At 36.5% G+C, this 20,510-nt stretch carries 17 protein-coding genes; 7 read left to right on the forward strand and 10 right to left on the reverse strand.

Features of this window, described 5'->3' with window-relative positions:
* Window positions 1-413: 413 nt before the first annotated feature.
* From BZG01_RS19860 to BZG01_RS19880, 4 genes are all read right to left on the reverse strand, one after another.
* Window positions 414-689 carry a hypothetical protein gene (locus BZG01_RS19860; protein ID WP_101311590.1) on the reverse strand — a complete coding sequence of 92 codons (276 nt, stop codon included), beginning with the start codon at window positions 687-689 and terminating at the stop codon, window positions 414-416.
* Between the two features lie 424 nt (window positions 690-1,113).
* Window positions 1,114-1,899: an alpha/beta hydrolase gene (locus BZG01_RS19870; RefSeq protein ID WP_143470965.1), complete on the reverse strand. Its 786-nt coding sequence runs from the start codon at window positions 1,897-1,899 to the stop codon at window positions 1,114-1,116.
* Between the two features lie 62 nt (window positions 1,900-1,961).
* Window positions 1,962-2,204, reverse strand: a complete 243-nt coding sequence (locus BZG01_RS19875; protein ID WP_101311593.1) for a zinc-ribbon domain-containing protein — start codon at window positions 2,202-2,204, stop codon at window positions 1,962-1,964.
* Window positions 2,205-2,456: 252 nt separating this feature from the next.
* Entirely contained in the window at window positions 2,457-3,818 is a 1,362-nt protein-coding gene (locus tag BZG01_RS19880) for a YihY/virulence factor BrkB family protein (RefSeq protein WP_101311594.1), read from the reverse strand.
* A gap of 183 nt (window positions 3,819-4,001) precedes the next feature.
* Between BZG01_RS19880 and BZG01_RS19885 the strand changes: the two genes are divergently transcribed.
* The 7 genes from BZG01_RS19885 to BZG01_RS19915 all read left to right on the forward strand — a co-directional run bounded on the left by BZG01_RS19885 (window position 4,002) and on the right by BZG01_RS19915 (window position 12,455).
* On the forward strand, window positions 4,002-4,685 hold the full coding sequence (locus BZG01_RS19885) for a response regulator transcription factor (RefSeq protein ID WP_101311595.1): 684 nt from the start codon (window positions 4,002-4,004) through the stop codon (window positions 4,683-4,685).
* Between the two features lie 3 nt (window positions 4,686-4,688).
* Entirely contained in the window at window positions 4,689-5,945 is a 1,257-nt protein-coding gene (locus BZG01_RS19890) for a sensor histidine kinase (RefSeq protein WP_101311596.1), read from the forward strand.
* A 50-nt stretch (window positions 5,946-5,995) separates the two neighbouring features.
* Window positions 5,996-7,906 carry an LTA synthase family protein gene (locus BZG01_RS19895; protein ID WP_101311597.1) on the forward strand — a complete coding sequence of 637 codons (1,911 nt, stop codon included), beginning with the start codon at window positions 5,996-5,998 and terminating at the stop codon, window positions 7,904-7,906.
* Between the two features lie 347 nt (window positions 7,907-8,253).
* Window positions 8,254-8,982: a glycosyltransferase gene (locus tag BZG01_RS19900; RefSeq protein ID WP_101311598.1), complete on the forward strand. Its 729-nt coding sequence runs from the start codon at window positions 8,254-8,256 to the stop codon at window positions 8,980-8,982.
* Window positions 8,982-9,617 carry a lipid-A-disaccharide synthase N-terminal domain-containing protein gene (locus tag BZG01_RS19905; protein WP_101311599.1) on the forward strand — a complete coding sequence of 212 codons (636 nt, stop codon included), beginning with the start codon at window positions 8,982-8,984 and terminating at the stop codon, window positions 9,615-9,617. The genes BZG01_RS19900 and BZG01_RS19905 overlap by 1 nt, the downstream gene beginning before the upstream one ends.
* Before the next feature lie 12 nt (window positions 9,618-9,629).
* The gene (locus tag BZG01_RS19910; RefSeq protein WP_101311600.1) at window positions 9,630-11,297 is read left to right on the forward strand and encodes an ArnT family glycosyltransferase; all 1,668 of its coding nucleotides are present in this window, start codon (window positions 9,630-9,632) and stop codon (window positions 11,295-11,297) included.
* A 177-nt stretch (window positions 11,298-11,474) separates the two neighbouring features.
* A complete protein-coding gene (locus tag BZG01_RS19915) occupies window positions 11,475-12,455 on the forward strand; it encodes a GDP-mannose 4,6-dehydratase (RefSeq protein WP_101311601.1) in 981 nt (326 codons plus the stop codon).
* Window positions 12,456-12,547: 92 nt separating this feature from the next.
* Here the strand turns inward: BZG01_RS19915 and BZG01_RS19920 are convergent, their stop codons facing one another.
* From BZG01_RS19920 to BZG01_RS19945, 6 genes are all read right to left on the reverse strand, one after another.
* A complete protein-coding gene (locus BZG01_RS19920) occupies window positions 12,548-13,198 on the reverse strand; it encodes a glutathione peroxidase (protein ID WP_281256459.1) in 651 nt (216 codons plus the stop codon).
* Between the two features lie 143 nt (window positions 13,199-13,341).
* Window positions 13,342-14,376, reverse strand: a complete 1,035-nt coding sequence (locus BZG01_RS19925) for a glycosyltransferase family 9 protein (RefSeq protein WP_101311602.1) — start codon at window positions 14,374-14,376, stop codon at window positions 13,342-13,344.
* Between the two features lie 210 nt (window positions 14,377-14,586).
* Complete coding sequence (gene atpC, locus BZG01_RS19930; protein ID WP_101311603.1) at window positions 14,587-14,826, reverse strand: ATP synthase F1 subunit epsilon; 240 nt, start codon at window positions 14,824-14,826, stop codon at window positions 14,587-14,589.
* Between the two features lie 107 nt (window positions 14,827-14,933).
* Window positions 14,934-16,445, reverse strand: coding sequence for a F0F1 ATP synthase subunit beta (gene atpD, locus BZG01_RS19935; protein ID WP_101311604.1), 1,512 nt, complete (start codon window positions 16,443-16,445; stop codon window positions 14,934-14,936).
* 93 nt (window positions 16,446-16,538) lie between these two features.
* A complete protein-coding gene (locus BZG01_RS19940) occupies window positions 16,539-17,513 on the reverse strand; it encodes a polyprenyl synthetase family protein (RefSeq protein ID WP_101311605.1) in 975 nt (324 codons plus the stop codon).
* 152 nt (window positions 17,514-17,665) lie between these two features.
* On the reverse strand, window positions 17,666-20,086 hold the full coding sequence (locus BZG01_RS19945) for an efflux RND transporter permease subunit (RefSeq protein ID WP_101311606.1): 2,421 nt from the start codon (window positions 20,084-20,086) through the stop codon (window positions 17,666-17,668).
* Window positions 20,087-20,510 lie beyond the last annotated feature (424 nt).

The following is a 20,510-nucleotide window of genomic DNA, read 5'->3' on the forward strand; positions in this document are numbered from 1 at the left end:
TTTGTTGTTTTGGACAACAGGTTATGAGATCTCTCGGGATAAGATAACGTACTTTCGTCACGTCCTACTTGATTTACTCTTAGTGGTTACGGTTGACTTTTGGGTTTTCCCAATCCATAGCTCGGTTACCCACACTAATAAGCCTTATATCAAGTTTCTGTTCGTTAGAACGATGACTTTGCTGATGGCTTCCTTCAGATTTGGGGTCGCCCCCAACACCCTTGCCAATTGCTAGTTCTTCCTGTCAACTCGGCGAACTCAAGAACGTTTCATCTTGATAGCACGTTACCATGCCCGACATACTAAGAAGAGCAAACCTGGGCGGGTTTGCTCTTTTTTTGCTTGCTGTTGAATACCCCTAAATCCCCTACAGGGGACTTGTCTGTACGAATTTGAATCAATAGTAGCTTCCCTTAAGCCCCTTTAGGGGTTTGGGGTAATACAAGAATGGCAAATTTGCATTCGCCAAGAAAAACACCCCTCTGCCTGCCGGCATCTCCCCTTAAAAAAGGAGAATTTCGGAAAGAAAGCACTAGACTCTTTTTTACTTGATACTTAGGACTTGATACTTGATTTATGAATCGCATTGCATTTTCGTCGCATGTGGAAACGCCTCCTTTATTCAAATTTTTACCTGCGACGAGTCCACTATTCGTCAAAATACCTGGGGTGGAAATCGCTTCGCTCATTTACCCCAGGCTATTATATTCGAGCCCTTCAGGCTCAGTATTCACAAACAAAATACAAAGTTCGGAAAGAAAGCATTGGACTCTTTTTTTACTTGATACTTAGGACTTGATACTGTATTTATGAATCGCATTGCATTTTCGTCGCATGTGGGAACGCCTCCTTTATTCAAATTTTTACCTGCGACGAGTCCACTATACATCAAAATACCTGGGGTGGAAATCGCTTCGCTCATTTACCCCAGGCTATTATATTCGAGCCCTTCAGGCTCAGTATTCACAAACAAAATACAAAGTCCGGAAAGAAAGCATTAGACTCTTTTTTTTACTTGATACTTGTTACTTGTTACTTGATACTTGTTACTTGTTACTTGATACTAGTTACTTGATACTTGCTTCTGAACAAACACCACTCTGCCAGCCTGTTTTATTTCAGTTGATTTAAGAAACCGGTTATGGCCACCCAATACTCTTCTCCGCCTTGCTGATTTTTCCACAAAGCACGGGAACCATGGTGTCCGGCTCCTTCGGGAACAAACTGAACCTGTTTTTCGAGTAATTTATGCTTTGCGAGCAAATCGGTCACTCTTTTTGCCTCGCTGTTCGAACTGGTTAGAAACATGGGCTTGTTAAAATCTTCCAATACATCGGCTAATGAGCCTTTGGTTTCGGCCAGATAATCACCCGGACTAAAAGAGATAACCGCGCTTACATCCTCTCGTTTGGCTGCGATATACAATGCCAGTGTTGAGGAATAGGAAGATCCCCACAAGATTACTTTCGAGCTGTATTCCTGAGTCAAATAATCGATGGCTGCTGTAATGTCTGCTTCAGCATCCAGATAATCGACTCCTTTTGCCGCTTTAAGAGCTCTTAAATAGGTTTCGTTCTGAGTATTGCCAATGGGGCCGCCCGAACGTTGATCAATTGCCAGACAGTTAAAACCCATCTCGTTTAATCGTTCGGCAATACCGGCATATTCAAATTTGTTGAACCGGGCCTGATGGCAAAGTAGAATATACGGAGATGTTTCATCGATCTGATACAAGTGAGCGCTAATTATCAATGAATCCAAAGATTCAAACTCAACCAATTCAGGGTATCCGGCTTGTTCCTGTATTTCGGAAACGGGTGTTTCGGCTTTTTTAGAAGCCGGATTGCACGATGCCAATACCAAGCTTAAAGCGAAAAGTAGTAAAAGAATATTTTTCATCAATTTTAAGTTTAGTGTTTTTACTAACAGATGATTAAATGTAGGAATACCCTGCTTGAAAATCAATGGGCATTCTTTTTCCAATTGTACTCGTCTTCGTTCAATTGATTTCCGTTTTTACAAATCGGACAGTAGTGAATGTATCGGGTTTTTATTGGGAATACGGATATAAAGAACAAACTGGCATAAGTGGCGTTCTTTTCCAATATCCATTTTGTGGTGTTGTTACAATGGTAACAATGCTCCTGATTATAGCATTGCTGCTGTTTTACTATTTTATCGTTGGCTCCGAAAATGAAGATCATATTTTTGTTTTTTTATTTAGAGCCCTTTAAGTGTTTGAGATAATTGTCACAAGATAATATTTGATGCAAACAATACAGCAAGTCTGCAAAATAATATTTAGAACACGCCTTTGCCTGCCAGGTATCTCTGCAAAAAAGGGAGAACTCCGGAAGCGGGACATTTCATCGGATTCTTGTAAAACCTCACCCCAGCCCTCTCCTGCAAGGAGAGGGAGAAAAAAAGCAAATAGCCACTCTGGTATTCTTTGGGTACTATGCGGTAAACTCCTTGTCCAAATCAATATCCTTCAACAGTGTCTCTTGCTGACTCGACGAAACTGAATTCCGGTAGTCCTGCAAAATAGATTTTAGTTCGATATATGTCTCGGTCTCCAAAACAGGAATCTTATCGGATCCTGTACTCTCCAAAATATCAATCACTTTGTTTACCGACATGGTATTGATATCAAAAGCCGGATGGTATGCAATTTGTTTGTCTGTATCCGTTACTAATTCTGCTACCAATCTGGCATTTATCAAATCAAAAAGAATTTCCCGTACCAAACGGATAGGCATCTGTAATCGATGAGAAATATCCTGAGAAAGCATTGGCACCTGATCTTTTTTAAAATTATGGATAATTAAATGCAGAACATATATGCTTAACAAGCGTTTGTAGTCGTATGCTATTTTGGAGGTTTCTGTTTCGTACTCGTAATTTTCAACATTTTGCTCGGCAAACGAAATTTCTGCGCCCAGCAAAACTACCAACCAACTCATCTGCAACCACATTAAAAACAGCGGCAAGGCGGCAAAACTACCGTAAACAGCATTATAGGTTGTAACCATCCCCTGAAACTCGATGTATAAAACCTGAAATATTTGATAAATTGTACCGGCAATAACTCCCGCCAGCAAACCCGATTTAAATTTCACATGCGTATTCGGCATAAAAGTGTACAGCATGGTAAATAAAGTCCAAACCAAAAAATAAGGAGTTAAATTAATCAGAAAGCTGAGATACGGCCCAACTGCCTCCATTAACGTATTGCCTTGGGTTACCTGTTTAATCATGGTTTTTAAGAAAACTGTTGCACCGCTGGAACCAATCAGTAAAATGGGTGCAAAAATCATGATCGCAGTGTAATCACTGAATCTGCGCCCCCAGGTTCTCCCTTTCTTTATTCGCCAAACGTCGTTAAATGATTCCTCGATATTGGTTAAAACCTTTAATACCGACCAAAACAGGATAACAAATCCCAATCCCGCTACCAATGATCCTTTTGTATTGATCAGCATCTTGTTCGCGAACTCAATCAGCCAGTTCAAAACTTCTTCCTGACCTGAAAGATTGGCGATAAGCTCCTTCTCTAACTTTTCTTCCAAATCGAATCCTTTGGCAATTCCAAAACCCATAGCCAAGACAGGCACCACCGATAAAATGGAGTAAAAAGTTAAGGCAGATGCCCTCAATTGACATTTGTCTTCGTAAAAGCCTTTAATAGCCAAAAGGTAAATCCGTAATTGCCGAATTAAAAAATAACGGGGACCGGACAATTCTTTTAAGCGCATGTTCCATACTCCACGACTCAAAAAATTCATTACGATATCGAAATAATTACGAAGACTCTTCATTTTTTGTTTTTTAGCAGCTGATTTATGAGTTCGAATTTACATAAAAGGCAAAGATTTACCAATAATTTCAAAATCCTGCCATTTGATTGATTCAAAAAAACAAAAAATCTTTTTCTATTAAGAAATCTTCTTCCCTTTTTTTAAGTTTGTAAAAACTAAGTTTACTTCTTATCTCTCATCATCATGAAAAAAGAAATTCTAATTATTGAAGATGACCTTTCGCTGCAAAAGATCTTAGCTGATTATCTTTCAAGTTGTGGATTTCAATGTACTTGTGCGGAGCTGATTAAGGACGGCAAATCTCTTTTCGATAAAAAATTTTTCCACATTGTACTTCTTGATTTGGGACTTCCAGATGGTGAAGGATTGGATTGCATCTCTTTTATCAAATCAATTTGGTCCGATACGGGTGTGATTATCATTTCGGCCCGCGATAAGCTGGAGGACCGGGTTGATGGTCTAAATTTAGGTGCTGATGATTATTTAGTAAAACCATTTCATCTTTCCGAACTCAATGCTCGAATCAATGCACTTGTGCGGAGAAACTTTCAAGCAGAAAATCAGGTATTAAGCTTTGGCGAATTGGAAATTGATACCCGTTCCCATCAAGTGAGAATCAGGAACGAACAAGTAGATTTTAGCCGAAAAGAATTTGATTTACTGCTGTATTTTATCGAAAATAAAAATAGAGTTCTTACTAAAGAGAGTTTATTTGAACATGTGTGGGGCGAAAATCCGATTTTTATGGATAACTCCGATTTTATTTACACACACATCAACCGGCTCCGAAAAAAAATCAAAAATCATACCGGAGAAAATTACATCAAAACTGTTCATGGGTTTGGCTATAAATTAGATAATCCTTAAAAAATGAAACTATTAACTAAGATTAACAGATCCTATTTCAAATATGGTATTCTGGTATTTCTAATAGCTGATGTGGTAATTATTGCCATGAGCAATTACTTTTTAAAAGAAGAAATTGACCAGCAATTAAGGCTTGAAGCTAAAGAAATTTTTGAGGTACTTAAAGAAAAAGCAGAATTTCAGAGCATTTACCCTACCGACATAATTACTCCCATTTCTTCCTCAGAAATTAAAACGAATACTGAGAAGGACACATTGATTTTGGACTTGTACCAGAATAAACTAACTCCCTACAGGGAATTCACAACCTATCAATCAATTAGTAACAAACATTATCGAATTACAACACGGCAAATGCTGATGGAATTCGATGATATTCTCACAATTTTCACTTCTCTGATATCCAGTGTACTATTATTGATTTTTATCGGCTTACTGCTATTTACACGTCGGTTAAATACCTCGCTGTGGAAAACTTTTAATGACAATATTGAGAAAATAAAATCTTATTCTTTTACTCCTCCATCAAAATTGGAATTGACAGCTACCGGAATTAATGAGTTTGATGATTTAAACCAGGTGCTTTCCATGATGTCGGGTCGTTTGGAAAAGGATTACACAGCAACTAAGGAATTCTCTGCCAATGCTGCCCACGAACTTCAAACTCCTCTTGCTGCTATCCGAAATAAATGTGAAAACTTATTCTCCGACTCCAATTTAGATGAAAAAACAATCGACACAATACGGGAAATATATCTTTCTGCAGATAAACTTTCAGGCATTTCGAAAGCACTGCTCTTGCTTGCAAAAATTGACCACGAACAATTCAATGAGAGAGATCATGTCTCACTGAATCAAATTTTCAACTATTGGATCAATTCATTTCAGGATGTAATACAAGATAGAAACCTACTGGTTTCTCTTTCTGCTGCAGACAACTGCCAATTGTTAATGGACAAAAGATTAGCCAACTTATTGATTCAGAATGTTCTTGTAAATGCCATAAAACACAGTAAGAATGGTGAAGAAATATCGATTTATCTGGCAAAAGATTATTTTACAATTGCCAATTCGGGTGAACAAGCCATTAACCAACCCGAAATGATCTTTAATCGGTTTTATACGGAAAGCCAAAATGTTGGATCAACAGGAATTGGTTTGGCTATTGTAAAAAAAATAGCAGACCATTATAAAATTGATATCGATTATTCATTTAAGGATTTTAAACACTTATTTACATTCAAATTACAGAATTGTTAGTTTTTTGTTAGAATCAGGTTGTTTTTTTGGCTCGTATTAATTTATAAAATATGAAGTTCAAAAATATCCTGCGCAGTCGGTTTGGTGGTCTTATTTTGTTTGGTTTTATTTTCCTTGCAATCTCATTCCTGATCCGCACCATTCTATTAATTACTGATTTGCAAAATGTTGATCTTAGCTTTATTCGGTTTATCCAAATTTACAGCATAGGCATATTTTACGATCTGGTAACCATTTCCTACTTTATCATTCCTTTTACAATCTATCTGCTGTTTGTTCCTGATAAAATATTTAACTCCAAAATCCATCGCTGGATTTCTTATGTGTTTTTTATTGTAACAATTGGAATTCTAGTTTTTTCGGGAATTGGCGAATGGTTTTTTTGGGAAGAGTTTAGTGTGCGATACAACTTTATAGCTGTTGACTATCTGGTTTACACTCACGAAGTTATTTCCAATATTCGGGAGTCTTACCCAATGCCTGCTATCCTATTAGGTATGTTATTGGTTTCAGGAGGAATCTTTGCTTTGGTTAAAAAGAATTTCGACCATAGTATCCATTCAGAATCCCGATTTGTTAAGCGTCTTACCACCTGTGTTATTTTGTGGATGTTCCCTCTTGCTGCATTTTACACAATCAATAAAAGTTCAGCAGAAATAACTAAAAACACATACTCCAATGAGCTGGCTCACAACGGAATTTATCAGATTTTCGCAGCCTTTCGAAACAATGAGCTTAACTACAATTCCTTTTATCAATCAATCGATGATAAAGAGGCTTTTACAAACCTTCGAAAGTTGATAAAAACATCAAACAGTGAATTTACAAGTGAGGATGTTTTCGATGTCAGCCGAAAAATTACTTATCCGGGCGACGATAAAAAATACAATGTAATGCTGATCACTGTTGAGAGTCTGAGCGGGTCATTTTTTACTCGTTTTGGCGGAAAAGACAATATTACTCCCAACATGGATACGATTGTTCAGCAATCGCTTTTTTTCACCAATTTCTATGCTACTGGTACCCGTACAGTTCGTGGAATGGAAGCACTAACTCTCTCCTTGCCGCCAACTCCTGGATTTTCGATCGTTAAACGACCAAAAAACGAAGGTTTGTTTACCCTTGGAAATATATTGACCTCAAAAGGTTATAATTCAAGCTTTATTTATGCCGGAAACGGTTATTTTGATAACATGAACTACTTCTTTGGAAACAACGGATACAATGTGGTTGATCGAAAAGATTTTCCGGACAGTGAAATTACATTTGAAAATGCCTGGGGTGTCTGCGACGAAGATCTGTTTGCGAAAGCATGTCAGGTGGCCGACAGCAGTTATAAAGAGGGAAAACCTTTTCATAATTTTATCATGACAACATCCAATCATCGTCCTTATACTTATCCTGATTCAAAAATTGATATTCCATCGCACACTGGAAGAAACGGTGCTGTTAAGTATACTGATTATGCCATTGCTAAATTTCTTCGTGAAGCAAAAGATCACGAATGGTTCAAGAATACTATTTTTGTAATTGTTGCAGATCATTGTGCTTCCAGTGCAGGAAAAACATCTCTTCCGGTAAATAAATACCACATTCCGCTTATTATTTATGCTCCGAATATTATTCAGCCATCCGAAAACAATACAATGGCCTCTCAAATTGATTTTGCTCCGACTATTCTGGGTCTTTTAAATATGGATTACACATCCAAATTTTTTGGTAAAGACATTTTGCTCGAGAAACCAAACCGTGCATTAATTGGCACATATCAAAAAATTGGCTTGTTGCAAAACGATCAGCTGATTGTTCAATTGCCTGTAAAACGAACCGAATCTTTTAAAATATCCGGAGAAGAACAGGATGCAGAACAAATAAATCCGGCCGAATTAAAAAATGCAATTACTTACTATCAAACAGCCAGTTATCTTTTTCACAATAAAAAATATTCTTTTAAAGACTAAAAAACCTTATAACCAAAATTGGCGCTGTTCTGCAAAACTAATTTTGAAACGCCTTAAAGAAGACTAAATAAAAATGAAGGGATTCCCTAATAGTACAACCTCTGTGGTTGTATTATTAGCTCCTAAATTTAAAAATGTCCCGTTTCCTCTTTTTAAGTCCCGGCAAAAAATTCACTTTTGCGAGTAAAGAAACCATCTCATCCCGTTATATTTTTACTTATTTCAAACAAAAAGTACACATTCAATTCATATCTTTGAAAAAATTTATATTTAGAAAAAGTGTATTATTTGTATTGTGATTTGTATGGCAATGCTATAACCACTACCAATTCGTTAAACAAAACTTAATGAGCCAGCAAGAAAAAGAATTCGAATTAACGATCATTGTTCCCGTTTTTAACGAGGAAGATAATATGCAGCGTGTAAAAGAGGAATTTACAGCCTACTTTGCAAGCTCAAAATATGCCTCAAAAGTACTTTTTGTGAACGATGGTTCATCGGATGGAAGTCAAAAAATGATTGAAGATATTTGCAATAATTCTGATCGTTTTTCTTATTTGGAATTGAATAAAAATCATGGTTTAAGTGCAGCCATTAAAGCTGGTTTTGATAACACAACCACACCTTTTGTTGGATACATTGATTCTGATTTACAAACTACACCTTTCGATTTTGATTTGTTGATGGAACATCGAAATGAATTTGCTCTGGTAACAGGTGTTCGTCAAAACCGAAAAGACAGCTTTGTGAAAAACATGAGCTCAAAAATTGCAAATGGATTTCGCCGTTATATGACTAAGGATACCGCTGAAGATACTGGCTGTCCGTTGAAAATAATGAAAACCGATTACGCTAAAAAAATGCCTTTCTTTACAGGAATGCACCGTTTTATTCCAGCCTTAATCATGTTGCAGGAAGGTGAAATAAAACAAATTCCGGTACGTCATTTTCCAAGAATTGCAGGCGAAGCCAAATACCATCTTTTCAACCGTTTGGTTGGCCCTTTTAAAGATTGTTTCGCTTATCGCTGGATGAAAAAACGTTACATTAATTACGAAATTATTTCTCGTAACTAATGGATAGCATATATATTTACGCCATTGGTTTTTTTGCACAAGCTCTGTTTTCAGCGCGGTTAATTGTGCAGTGGGTAAAATCTGAAAAAGCCGGAAAAACCTTATCTCCGGTATTATTTTGGCAAATCAGTATTTTGGCTTCGTGGATGCTGTTTATTTACGGCTTGCTGCGCGATGATTTTGCCATTATTATGGGACAAGTGATTGCTTATTCCATTTACATCCGAAATCTGCACATCCAGAACAATTGGAAAACCTTGCCCATATTAACGCGGCTAATTGCCATAATAACTCCTGTTGTTGTTTTAGCTTTCATGCTAAAAAACTGGGGATTTCACTATCAGCAATTATTTAAAAACGAAGACATTCCAACTCTTCTTTTAATTTGGGGGGTAGCTGGACAAATTACCTTTACTTTCCGTTTTGTTTACCAATGGATCTACTCTGAACGTAAAGGAGAATCGGTACTTCCTATGGGTTTTTGGGTCATCAGCATCATCGGATCAATCATGATCTTATCTTATGCTCTCTATCGAAAAGATCCTGTTCTTTTTCTTGGTCAGGGTTTTGGGATGTTGGTTTACTGCAGAAACATCGTACTTATTCGAAAACAATCTCACAAGTTAGATCACTAAACTCAACTTAAAATGATTCAACGTTATCTGTTTGAGAACAAAACTTCTGTTCATATATTATTTCTGCTAGTAGTTTGCTACTTCGCGTTCTTCTTTGCCAACAGTAGTTTTTTTGTGAATATCATGGAAGCACGAAACTTTGTGACTGCCCGTGAAATGATTGAAAAAGGAAACTGGCTGGTTCCCACAATGAACGGAGAATTGCGCTTGGCAAAACCGCCGCTTCCTACATGGATTACTGCAGTATTTGGAAGCTGGTTTGGAATCGAAAATGTAAGTATGCTTCGATTTCCGGCGGCAATGGTCAGTTCCCTAATGGTGATTTTGATGTATTTCTTCACCATATCATTAAATAAAAACAGAATAGCGGCTTTATGTAATAGTCTCGTTTTAGCATCAAGTTTCTATATCGTTTATATGGGAAGAACCGGAACCTGGGATATTTACTGTCATAGCTTTATGCTTGGTGCCATTCTCTTTTTTCATAAAGCCTGGAAAACAGAAAATAAAAACTGGAAATTATTTATTGGTGCCGGTATCTTTTTGGGTTTATCATTCCTTAGTAAAGGACCCGTAGCATTTTTTGCCGTTTTAATTCCATTTTTAATTGCCTATTCATGGGTATACGATGGAAAAGTAATTCTACAAAAATGGCAGCCGCTTTTATTAGCCATTGGAATTTTTGTTGTGATCAGCTTTTGGTGGCCTGTTTTTATCTCTTTGGTTCACGCTGATGAAGCAGCCGCAATTGCTAAGCTGGAATCCGGCTCTTGGATGAACCGTCATGTTCGTCCGTTTTATTACTATTGGAATTTCCCTATTCAATCAGGAATCTGGACACTGATCATTTTCTCTGCATTGATTTCTCCATATGCCTTTAAACGATTCGAGGCCAAAAAAGAATACAAATTTGCACTAATCTGGACCATTACAGCTGTTGTACTGCTATCGCTGATACCTGAAAAAAAAGACAGATATCTACTTCCTGTGCTAATTCCCAGTGCTTTACTAGCCGGGCAATTAATTCAGCACTTATTTCAGGTTTTTAAAAACAAAACGGCTGACAAATGGGACAATCTCATTTTTGGAGTTAACCTTTGGCTGATCGCCATTGTTGCTCTTGTAATGCCTGTTGGTATTTTTATCTTTTTCTATCAGGATCAGCAAATATCATTGCTCGCATTTGTTCGTTTTGCTCTTCTTTCCGAAGGAATTTTTCTGTTATTGCTGATGGCATGGAAAAACAAAAACATTCTAAACTTTGTTATTGGAATGCTTTGTTTAATGGTAATTACTGAAGTATTTATATTACCAAACACCAGTAACTTACAAAACAGAAATAAAGAATTTAAAAATATCCGGGAGGCACGAAACATCGAATCAATAAAAGATTTAAACCTATATAGTATTGGTAAAGAACAATTTCGAATTGAAATGGTTTGGGAAGTGGGCCGAGAAGTAAAATCCTGGAATACTGAAGACTTAACTGAATTCCCTAAGGAGAAATCATTTGTCGTTTTCTCCTCTGAGAATCCTAAGGAATTGTTCTCTGACTTGCAGCTTCAAAATATGGAATTTGAAACCATCGATCATTACGATTACAATCGTCAACCAAAAGGAAATAAACGTTACAGTCCATATTTTCAGAAATACATGACCCTTATTACGATCAAACAATAGGATACTATTAGTTAAAAAAAACTAAGATTTCAGGCAAAATCAGTCATCTTTCATGATTATAGAATAGCTTTGTTTTACTTTTAAGTTAATTCTTAAGTTGTTGAAGATAATTGATATGGATTTATCTAATTTTGATTCACTCTTTTGAATCAAATCCAAAAAAATAAGTCAGGAGATATGCAAACTGTGAATAATAAATCGACAGAAAAAACCATTCTTGTAACCGGATGTGCTGGTTTTATTGGATCTCATCTTTCTGAAAAATTACTATTACTGGGATATAAAGTTATTGGTATCGATAATTTCGATCCATTTTATCCGAGAAATATAAAAGAAGAAAATATGAATGCTTTTTTTCAGAATTCATCCTATACATTTCATGAACTGGATTTACGGATTGATTCAAGTTTGGATATCATCGAAGATCAAATTGATTTGGTGGTTCATTTGGCAGGCAAGGCAGGAGTCCGGCCTTCTATCGAAGATCCGCAAGGATACATCGACAGCAATATTACTGCAACCCGAAATGTATTGGATTTCATGCGAAAAAAGGGAATTAAAAAGCTGGCTTTTGCTTCCTCCTCATCGGTTTACGGCAACAACAAAGACGTTCCTTTTTCGGAAAATCACAATGTTGACCGGGCCATTTCGCCTTATGCTTTCTCAAAAAAATCTTGTGAGGTTTTAAACCACAGCTACCATCATTTGTACGATTTGGATATCATTAACATGAGATTTTTCACTGTTTTTGGTCCTCGTCAGCGACCCGATCTGGCCATTCATAAATTTCTGAAATTGTTCCGAAATGAACAGCCAATTCCAATGTTTGGAGATGGTTCTACGGCAAGAGATTATACTTTCGTTGATGATACTGTGGAGGGAATTGTAAAAAGCTGCAATTATCTATTCAATCACGAACAGGTTTTTGAAACCATAAACCTGGGCAACAGCTATCCAATTCTTCTTCGCGACATGATTGATATCATCGCAAAAAATGCAAAATGCGAACCGCAAATCAATCATCTGCCAATGCAGGCAGGTGATGTGGAACAAACCTATGCTGACATTTCCCGTGCAAAAAAACTGATTGGTTACAATCCGCAAGTTAGTTTCGAAGAGGGCATTAAACGCTTTATAACTTGGTTCGACAACAAATAGAAATCATTTCATACCCGAATTAAAACATAAAAAAGAGACTCCAAAATTAATTGAAGTCTCTTTTTCATATTTTATCTGATCCACAATCAGAATTATAACATTCCTTTTATTTCATCTTCAAAATCTTCAGGAGCGACGTTTGGTTCAATTCTTTTTACCACTTTTCCATTTCTATCGATAATAAATTTGGTAAAATTCCATTTGATGCCGTTTCCTGCATAAATCTCAGGAAATTTTTCACTGATAAATCCCTTGAATTTTTGTCCTGATTCTGAATCATCAAAACCTAAAAACGGTTTTTCTTCAGTCAGCATTTTATAAAGAGGGTGAGCATTTTCCCCACGAACTTCAATTTTCTCGAACATTGGAAAGCTTACGCCATAGTTTTTCTCACAAAAAGCAGCAATTTCTTCCGATGTTCCAGGCTCTTGTTCCAGAAACTGATTGCTCGGAAATCCTAAAATTACGAATCCCTGGTCTTTGTATTTCTGATACATTGCTTCCAAACCTTTGTATTGTGGCGTTAAACCGCATTTGCTTGCCGTATTAACAACCAAAACAACTTTTCCTTTATACTGATTCAAATCAACTTCCTCACCAGTTAAAGAGGCTGCTTTAAAGCCATACAATCCTTCTTTCATACATTTCTCTTTTTTACAATCTTTCTTTGTCTCTGTTTGTGCTATTGTCTGATAAGACATCAAACCTACAGCAAATATCAGCAGTAAGGCAATTTTTTTCATTTCGATTATTTTTATCGTTTGTGTTTGTTTTGCATTTCGAAAAAATCCATTCCAATTTACATCGCGTGCGATACAAATATATACTTTTATTTTTAATTGTTTTAAATAAGCATGTTAAATATCTGTTAAGCGATTAAAATAATTTAGGACATTCGCTGAATCACTTCCTGAGCAACCCATTCCGGAGTAATATCTACCATACATTGCTGGTAAATTTTTTGTATACACTTCCCTGAGCCATCTTTTGTACATGGCCGGCATTTCATATCCACCTCAAGGGTTTTGATGTGTTCTCCCGTTGTAAATCCAAATGCAGTTGGCCCCATTAAAGATAAAGCAGGAATACCAAACTTATCTGCAGCATGCAAAAAACCAGTATCACCGGAAATTACCAAGTTCGATTTCTGAACCAAATAACAGGATTCCAGTAAATTGGTTTTTCCGCTAAGGTTCAGAACTCGTTCTTTTGCAACAGCCTCAATCTCTTCGCAGAACACATCATCTGGTCCGGCTAAAATTACAAAATGATAATCCGGCAATTGCTGCACCAACTTTTGCCAATGAGAGACTGGCCAGCGTTTCATCATCCAGGCTGCAGAAGGAACCAAAGTGACCAATTTTGATGATTCCCCTTTTAAATTTGAAAAAACCTTCTCCTCCATTTTCTTCTTTAACTCTTCAGGAAAATACCAATTGACATTGACCTTTGAATAATCTGTTAACCCCCATTTCTCAAGAGGTTTCCGATACGAAAGCATTCCTTTAAAAGGCATTGGAAAACGATCAATACCAAACTTGAATAACAAAATTCTTTTGATTCTATCTTTGCTGCGCATGGTATACTTTGATCCAATACCGAACCAACGCTTCCATCGCGGTACCAATACTGTTTTCAGCACAATCGATCGAATATTGCTGTGAGCATCGTAAACGAAGTCGAATTTTTCTTTTTTAAGCTCTTTTGCCTGCTTTAAGAGACCTTTAAATCCCTGTCCTCTATCAAATCCCCAAACTTTACAGATACGCTGATCCATGGCCAAAAAAGAAGACATGTCCTTTCTCGCAATCCAATGTATTTCAGCATCCGGATAATGGTTTAAAATACCATCAACAGCTGTCATACATTGAATAATATCACCTATGGAAGAAAAACGAATAATCAGGAATTTTTTTGGCATTTTTTCTAGTATCTGGTACAGAGCAATTAGCAGCTAGACAATTTACAGCTTTTGTTTAAACAATTATAGTCACAAAAATAGTAAGAGTAGTTAGGAAATCCACAATGTTGGCAATAAAAAAAGAGACTTTAGAAATTCTAAAGTCTCTTTACGATAAGTTGTATTGTCAATATTAGGTACTGATTACTATTGTACTAACTTCTATTTTCTCTAGTTATCTGCCAATACTGAAATTACATTTTTCTTACATTCAGCAACACCTCCGTTGATTTCAAAGAAAATTTCTTCACCTCCAACTGATTTAATTTTAATCGTTCCTTTCTCCAGACTGGAAACAATTGGAGCATGGTTTTTCAATATTTCAAAAGATCCGTTTTTTCCTGGCAACTGAACCAGTTCAACTTCTCCGGAATACAGACTCTTTTCGGGTGTAACAATTTCCAAATGCATATTTTCTAAGTTTAAAGTACTTAAAGGTTAAAGTTCAAAGTACTTACAGCTTCAAATAAAGTCAAAATAACTTTAGGCATCTAAAACTTTAAGTACTTAAGGCACTTTTATCCTTCAGATTCGGCTAGTAATTTCTCACCTTTTTCAATAGCTTGTTCAATTGTACCAACAAGGTTAAAAGCAGCTTCCGGATATTGATCAACTTCACCATCCATAATCATGTTAAAGCCTTTAATGGTATCCTCAATAGAAACCAAACATCCTTTTAAGCCGGTAAATTGCTCAGCAACGTGGAATGGCTGTGATAAGAATCGCTGTACACGACGAGCGCGGTGTACTACCAATTTATCTTCTTCAGAAAGCTCTTCCATACCCAAAATCGCAATAATGTCCTGCAATTCTTTGTATCTCTGTAATATTTCCTTTACATCCTGCGCACACTTATAATGGGCCTCACCAACAACATCTACGGTAAGAATACGGGAAGTCGAATCCAATGGATCCACCGCAGGATAAATTCCTAATTCAGAAATCTTACGATTCAATACAGTGGTTGCATCCAAGTGGGCAAAAGTTGTTGCCGGAGCAGGATCAGTCAAGTCATCCGCAGGAACATAAACCGCCTGAACCGATGTAATTGAACCTCTTTTTGTTGAGGTAATTCTTTCCTGCATCACACCCATCTCTGTTGACAGGGTTGGCTGGTAACCTACTGCCGAAGGCATACGGCCAAGCAGTGCCGAAACCTCAGAACCGGCCTGAGTAAAACGGAATATATTATCTACAAAGAAAAGAATATCACGTCCACCCGATTTTTCATCACCATCCCGCAAACTTTCCGCAACAGTTAGTCCCGAAAGAGCAACACGGGCACGGGCCCCTGGTGGTTCGTTCATCTGACCAAAAACAAGTGATACCTGAGAGTTATCCAAAGCTTTTTTATCTACTAAAGAAAGATCCCATCCTCCCTTTTCCATATCTTTTTCAAACGCTTCTCCGTATTGAATAACCCTTGATTCGATCATTTCACGAAGCAAGTCATTTCCTTCACGGGTACGTTCACCAACACCGGCAAATACAGATAAACCGTCCTGACCAATGGCAATGTTATTAATTAATTCCTGAATCAATACTGTTTTACCAACACCAGCACCACCAAACAAACCAATTTTACCGCCTTTTGCATATGGTTCAATAAGGTCGATTACCTTAATACCAGTATAGAAAACTTCTGATTCTGTACTAAGCTGATCGAATGCCGGAGGAGTCCGGTGAATTGTATAGCCACCTTCTTTACTAACGGAACCAATTCCATCAATGGTTTCCCCAACAACATTTAGTAATCTACCTTTAATTTTATCTCCGGGAGGCATCATAATAGGCGAACCTGTTGCAATTACATCCATTCCCCGACGCAAACCGTCAGTTGAATCCATTGCAATAGCACGAACAGTATTTTCACCAATATGCTGCTGACACTCAACAACCAAATTTTTACCATTTTCAATCACGACCTCTAAAGAATCGTAAATTTCAGGAAGCTTGGTTCCTTCCTTATCAAAACTTACATCGATAACAGGTCCGATAACCTGTACAATTTTGCCTGTATTTTGTGACATTTACATTAATTTTTTGGATCATTAATATCGCGTGACAACAAATTTAGAATTTTTTGTCAATAAAGGAGAATGTAACCTGAATTTTTAACATTCTTAAACGGAACGATCGACTAAACCTTTAACCAATAAATATAGTTCCTTTTTCTTTTCGGCATCAACATCTACTTTATCGAGATATTCGAGACATAAAGCAAAATAATTCTCAATTTTATTCTGTGAATATTCACGAACATTCAATTGCTCATAAATAGTTCCTACGGCCTTTATTTTTTCTTCCGGATTAAAAGATTTTGTTGTAATCCAAGACTTTAATTCTTTTTCGACATCTCCCGAAGCAGTTTCCAGAGCATTAATTAAAAGAAAGGTTTTCTTATTGGATAAGATATCACCACCAATTTTCTTTCCAAAAACAGCCTCATCACCAAAAACATCTAAAAGATCGTCCTGAAGTTGGAATGCCATACCTAGATTCACACCAAAATGGTACAATAACTCAGCATCTTTTGAGCTGGCATCACCCATTATTGCTCCCATTTTTAGACTTCCTCCTAATAGAACTGCTGTTTTCAATCGAATCATATTCAAATACTCTTCAATTTCAACATCATTTCTATCTTCAAATTCCATATCGAACTGCTGCCCCTCACAAACTTCCAAAGCTGTTTGATTAAACACAGTAAGAACATCGCGCAGGTATTTGTCTTCGCAGGAACCAATATACTGATATGCCTTAATAGACATGGCATCACCAGAAAGAATAGCTACGTTACTGTTCCATTTTTCGTGAACTGTTTTCTTGTTTCTGCGAATTGGAGCATTGTCCATTACATCATCGTGCAAAAGTGTGAAATTGTGAAATATTTCTATGCCGATAGCAGGCAAACAAACTTTTGAAAGATCATCCTTGTATAAATTAGCACCCAGCAGAACTAAAATTGGACGAAGCCGCTTCCCTCCAATGCCTAATATATATTTCATTGGTTCGAAAAGACCTTCCGGCGGAGCAGAAAACTCCAGTCCATCTATCTCTTTTTCAATAATTTCATGAAGTTCATTAAAACTATACATTTTTTTATAGAATTTAGATATAAGAAGTTAGATCTGAGATCGATTTACAGGAACTCAAAAAAACCTCAAATGAGATTTATGCTTTTAATCAGAAATCGCTAAAGGCAATTATAGAATAGCTTTCAGAAACAGCTCACTAAAATATAAAAAAATCAATTCACAAGGCTTTCTTTTTCCTCTTTGTTTTCCATCCGAGCAATTCTAAGATCATCCAGTTCAATATCTTCCTCTTCATCGAAAATCTGAAGCAGTGGTTCTTTGAACGATCGGTTGGTAATAAACTTCTCAAGAGTCAGCAACAATGATGGCAACAAAATTAAGTTGGAGAGCATTGCTGAAAGTAAAGTTACCGACACCAGTATCCCCAAAGAAACAGTTCCTCCAAAATCAGATAAAGCAAAAATGCCGAAACCGAAAAACAAAATAATAGAGGTGTACATCATACTTTGCCCGGTTTCGCGAAGCGCAAGAACAACAGATGATCGAATACTCCAGTTGGTTGCTTTTAATTCCTGACGGTATTTAGCAAGATAGTGAATGGTATCGTCAACGGAAATACCAAATGCAATGCTAAACACCAATATGGTTGATGCCTTAATCGGAATACCGAAAAAGCCCATTAGTGCTGCTGTAATTATTAACGGCAAAAGGTTTGGCAATAATGCCACCACAACCATTCTTTTGGAAGAAAACATCCATGCCATGAATGAGGCAATAAGAAAAATTGCCAAAGCAAGACTTATGAATAGATTCTTTACCAGATATTTATTCCCTTTAAAAAAGATGATACTGGATCCTGTTACATGAACAGTATATTGATCCTCAGGAAAAATATCACTTACATTGGCAAGAATTCTTTGCTCCATTTCCTCCATTCTGGTAGTGCCAATGTCCTTCATTCGAAAACTCATCCGGGTAATGGACTGAGTGGAATCCACAAAAGTGCTGAACAATTTGGAATCATCACCGGTATCAGCTTTAGCCAAATACGACATAATCACATTTCGGGTCTGATTACCAGGCAATTCATAGTATTTTTCTTTACCATTGAAATACGCCTGATTGGCAAATTTTGCCGCCTCAACAATCGAAACAGATGATGATATTTCGGGATATGATTTTAATGTATCGTTAAAAGCATTTAATCGCTTTAAGGTTGATAACTTTAAGATGCCTGCCTTTTTCTTGGTTTCTACCATCACTTCCAAAGGCATAATTCCATCCATGTTCTTTTCGAAGAACTTTAAATCCTGAAATATTACATTGTCATGTGGCAGGTCATCAACCATATAACCAGTGCTTTTCATTTTGCTGATTCCAAAAACTCCTAAAGTAAGCAAAACAAAACCTACTGTATAAACTACAGTCCGTCTATTCAATACAATATTTACTAATTTGCCCACAAACCACACTGTCATTTTATTTTCTAAATGACTTGTCGCTTTTTGATCCGGAGGATTTAAAAAACTAAAAATGATTGGGATTAGAAGTAATGAAAGGACAAAAACCACCATAATATTTAAGGCCGCAATCACACCAAACTCCTTCAATATCTGACTGGAAGTCACTATAAAAGTAGCAAAACCTGATGCTGTAGTAAGATTGGTTAAGAAAGTTGCATTTCCAATTTTAGAAACAACACGTTGCAAAGCTTTTATTTTGTTGTTGTGCCGAATGTATTCTCCGTGATATTTATTAATAAGAAAAACGGAATTCGGAATCCCTATTACCACCAGCAATGGCGGTAACATTGCGGTAAGCAAAGTAATTTTGTAATCGAACAAGACCATTGATCCAACCGCCCAGATTACACTCAAACCAACAACCAACATACAAAAGAAAACCACTTTAAAAGAGCGGAAAAACATAAATAAAATAATCGCAGTAACCAGAAGAGAAAGGTAAATGAACATTTTCATCTCCTCTTTAATCATTTGCGCCGTAACTACCCTAATATAAGGAAGTCCCGAGTATTTCATTTCCAAATTGTATTTGGCAGTAAATCTATCAGTAATTTCCCGAACCTTAACAACCATTGGCTCACGCGCTTTCGAATTAATTATTCTGGCGTTCACCGTAATTCCCATTAAAAATGTATTAGATTCTTTATTTATTAAGCTGCCTTGATAAAATGGCAATGACTCCGCAATAAGAGCAAGACTATCTAATTCTTTTTGCGAATTTAGTTTCTTTGGGAATATTGTTTGAAATTCGAACCTCTTCGCTTCGCTGTTTTTATTGATATTATAGGTATGTGCAATGGAAACCACGGCATCAATTCCATCCAAAGCTTTCAGGCTGTCTCCTAAGGCAATCCAATCGTTAAACTTCTCAAGTTCATAAAAATCAGTATCCTGAACGGCAAAAACCATTACATTTCCTTCTTGTCCAAAGGTGTTTTTAAAACGCTCATATTCCACAGATGCAGGGTCATCATCAGGCAGAAGTGCCGCATACTGATAGGACATCTCCACAAATTGAGCTTTGTACCCCATAAATATTGTGATAAGTCCAACTACCACTAAAAGTAAAATTCTATTCCTAAGAATTAATCCTGCAATTCTGTTCCACATACTATTATCCTGCTAAAGAGATCTCGTTTTTATTTTTAGATTTCGGCGAAAATACGACTTATAATCTTTTTATCAAAAGATGATGATTGTATAGAATCTTAATACGCATCTGTGAATGGTATTAAGCTTCAAAATTATACAAATTCAATGAAACCATTTGGTTTTTAACAAATTAATTGCCAAAAACAAGTGTGTTTTAAATGATTAAATCTCAATTATTCACAAATTTCATTAAAAATTAAATATGAATCCCAATTTTTCGGATGCAAGCCTGCACACAATCAACTTACTATCAAAACAATTAGTAAGCGTTAAAAATCTATAAAAAATATCGATACCATTTTATTGTAACATTTTTCTAAGCTTATTTTTACTTTTTCTTAATACTCAATTAACACGATAAAAAATTAGAGGTTTTGCAAAT

This window comes from Labilibaculum manganireducens, from assembly GCF_002843385.1.
GTDB lineage: Bacteria > Bacteroidota > Bacteroidia > Bacteroidales > Marinifilaceae > Labilibaculum > Labilibaculum manganireducens.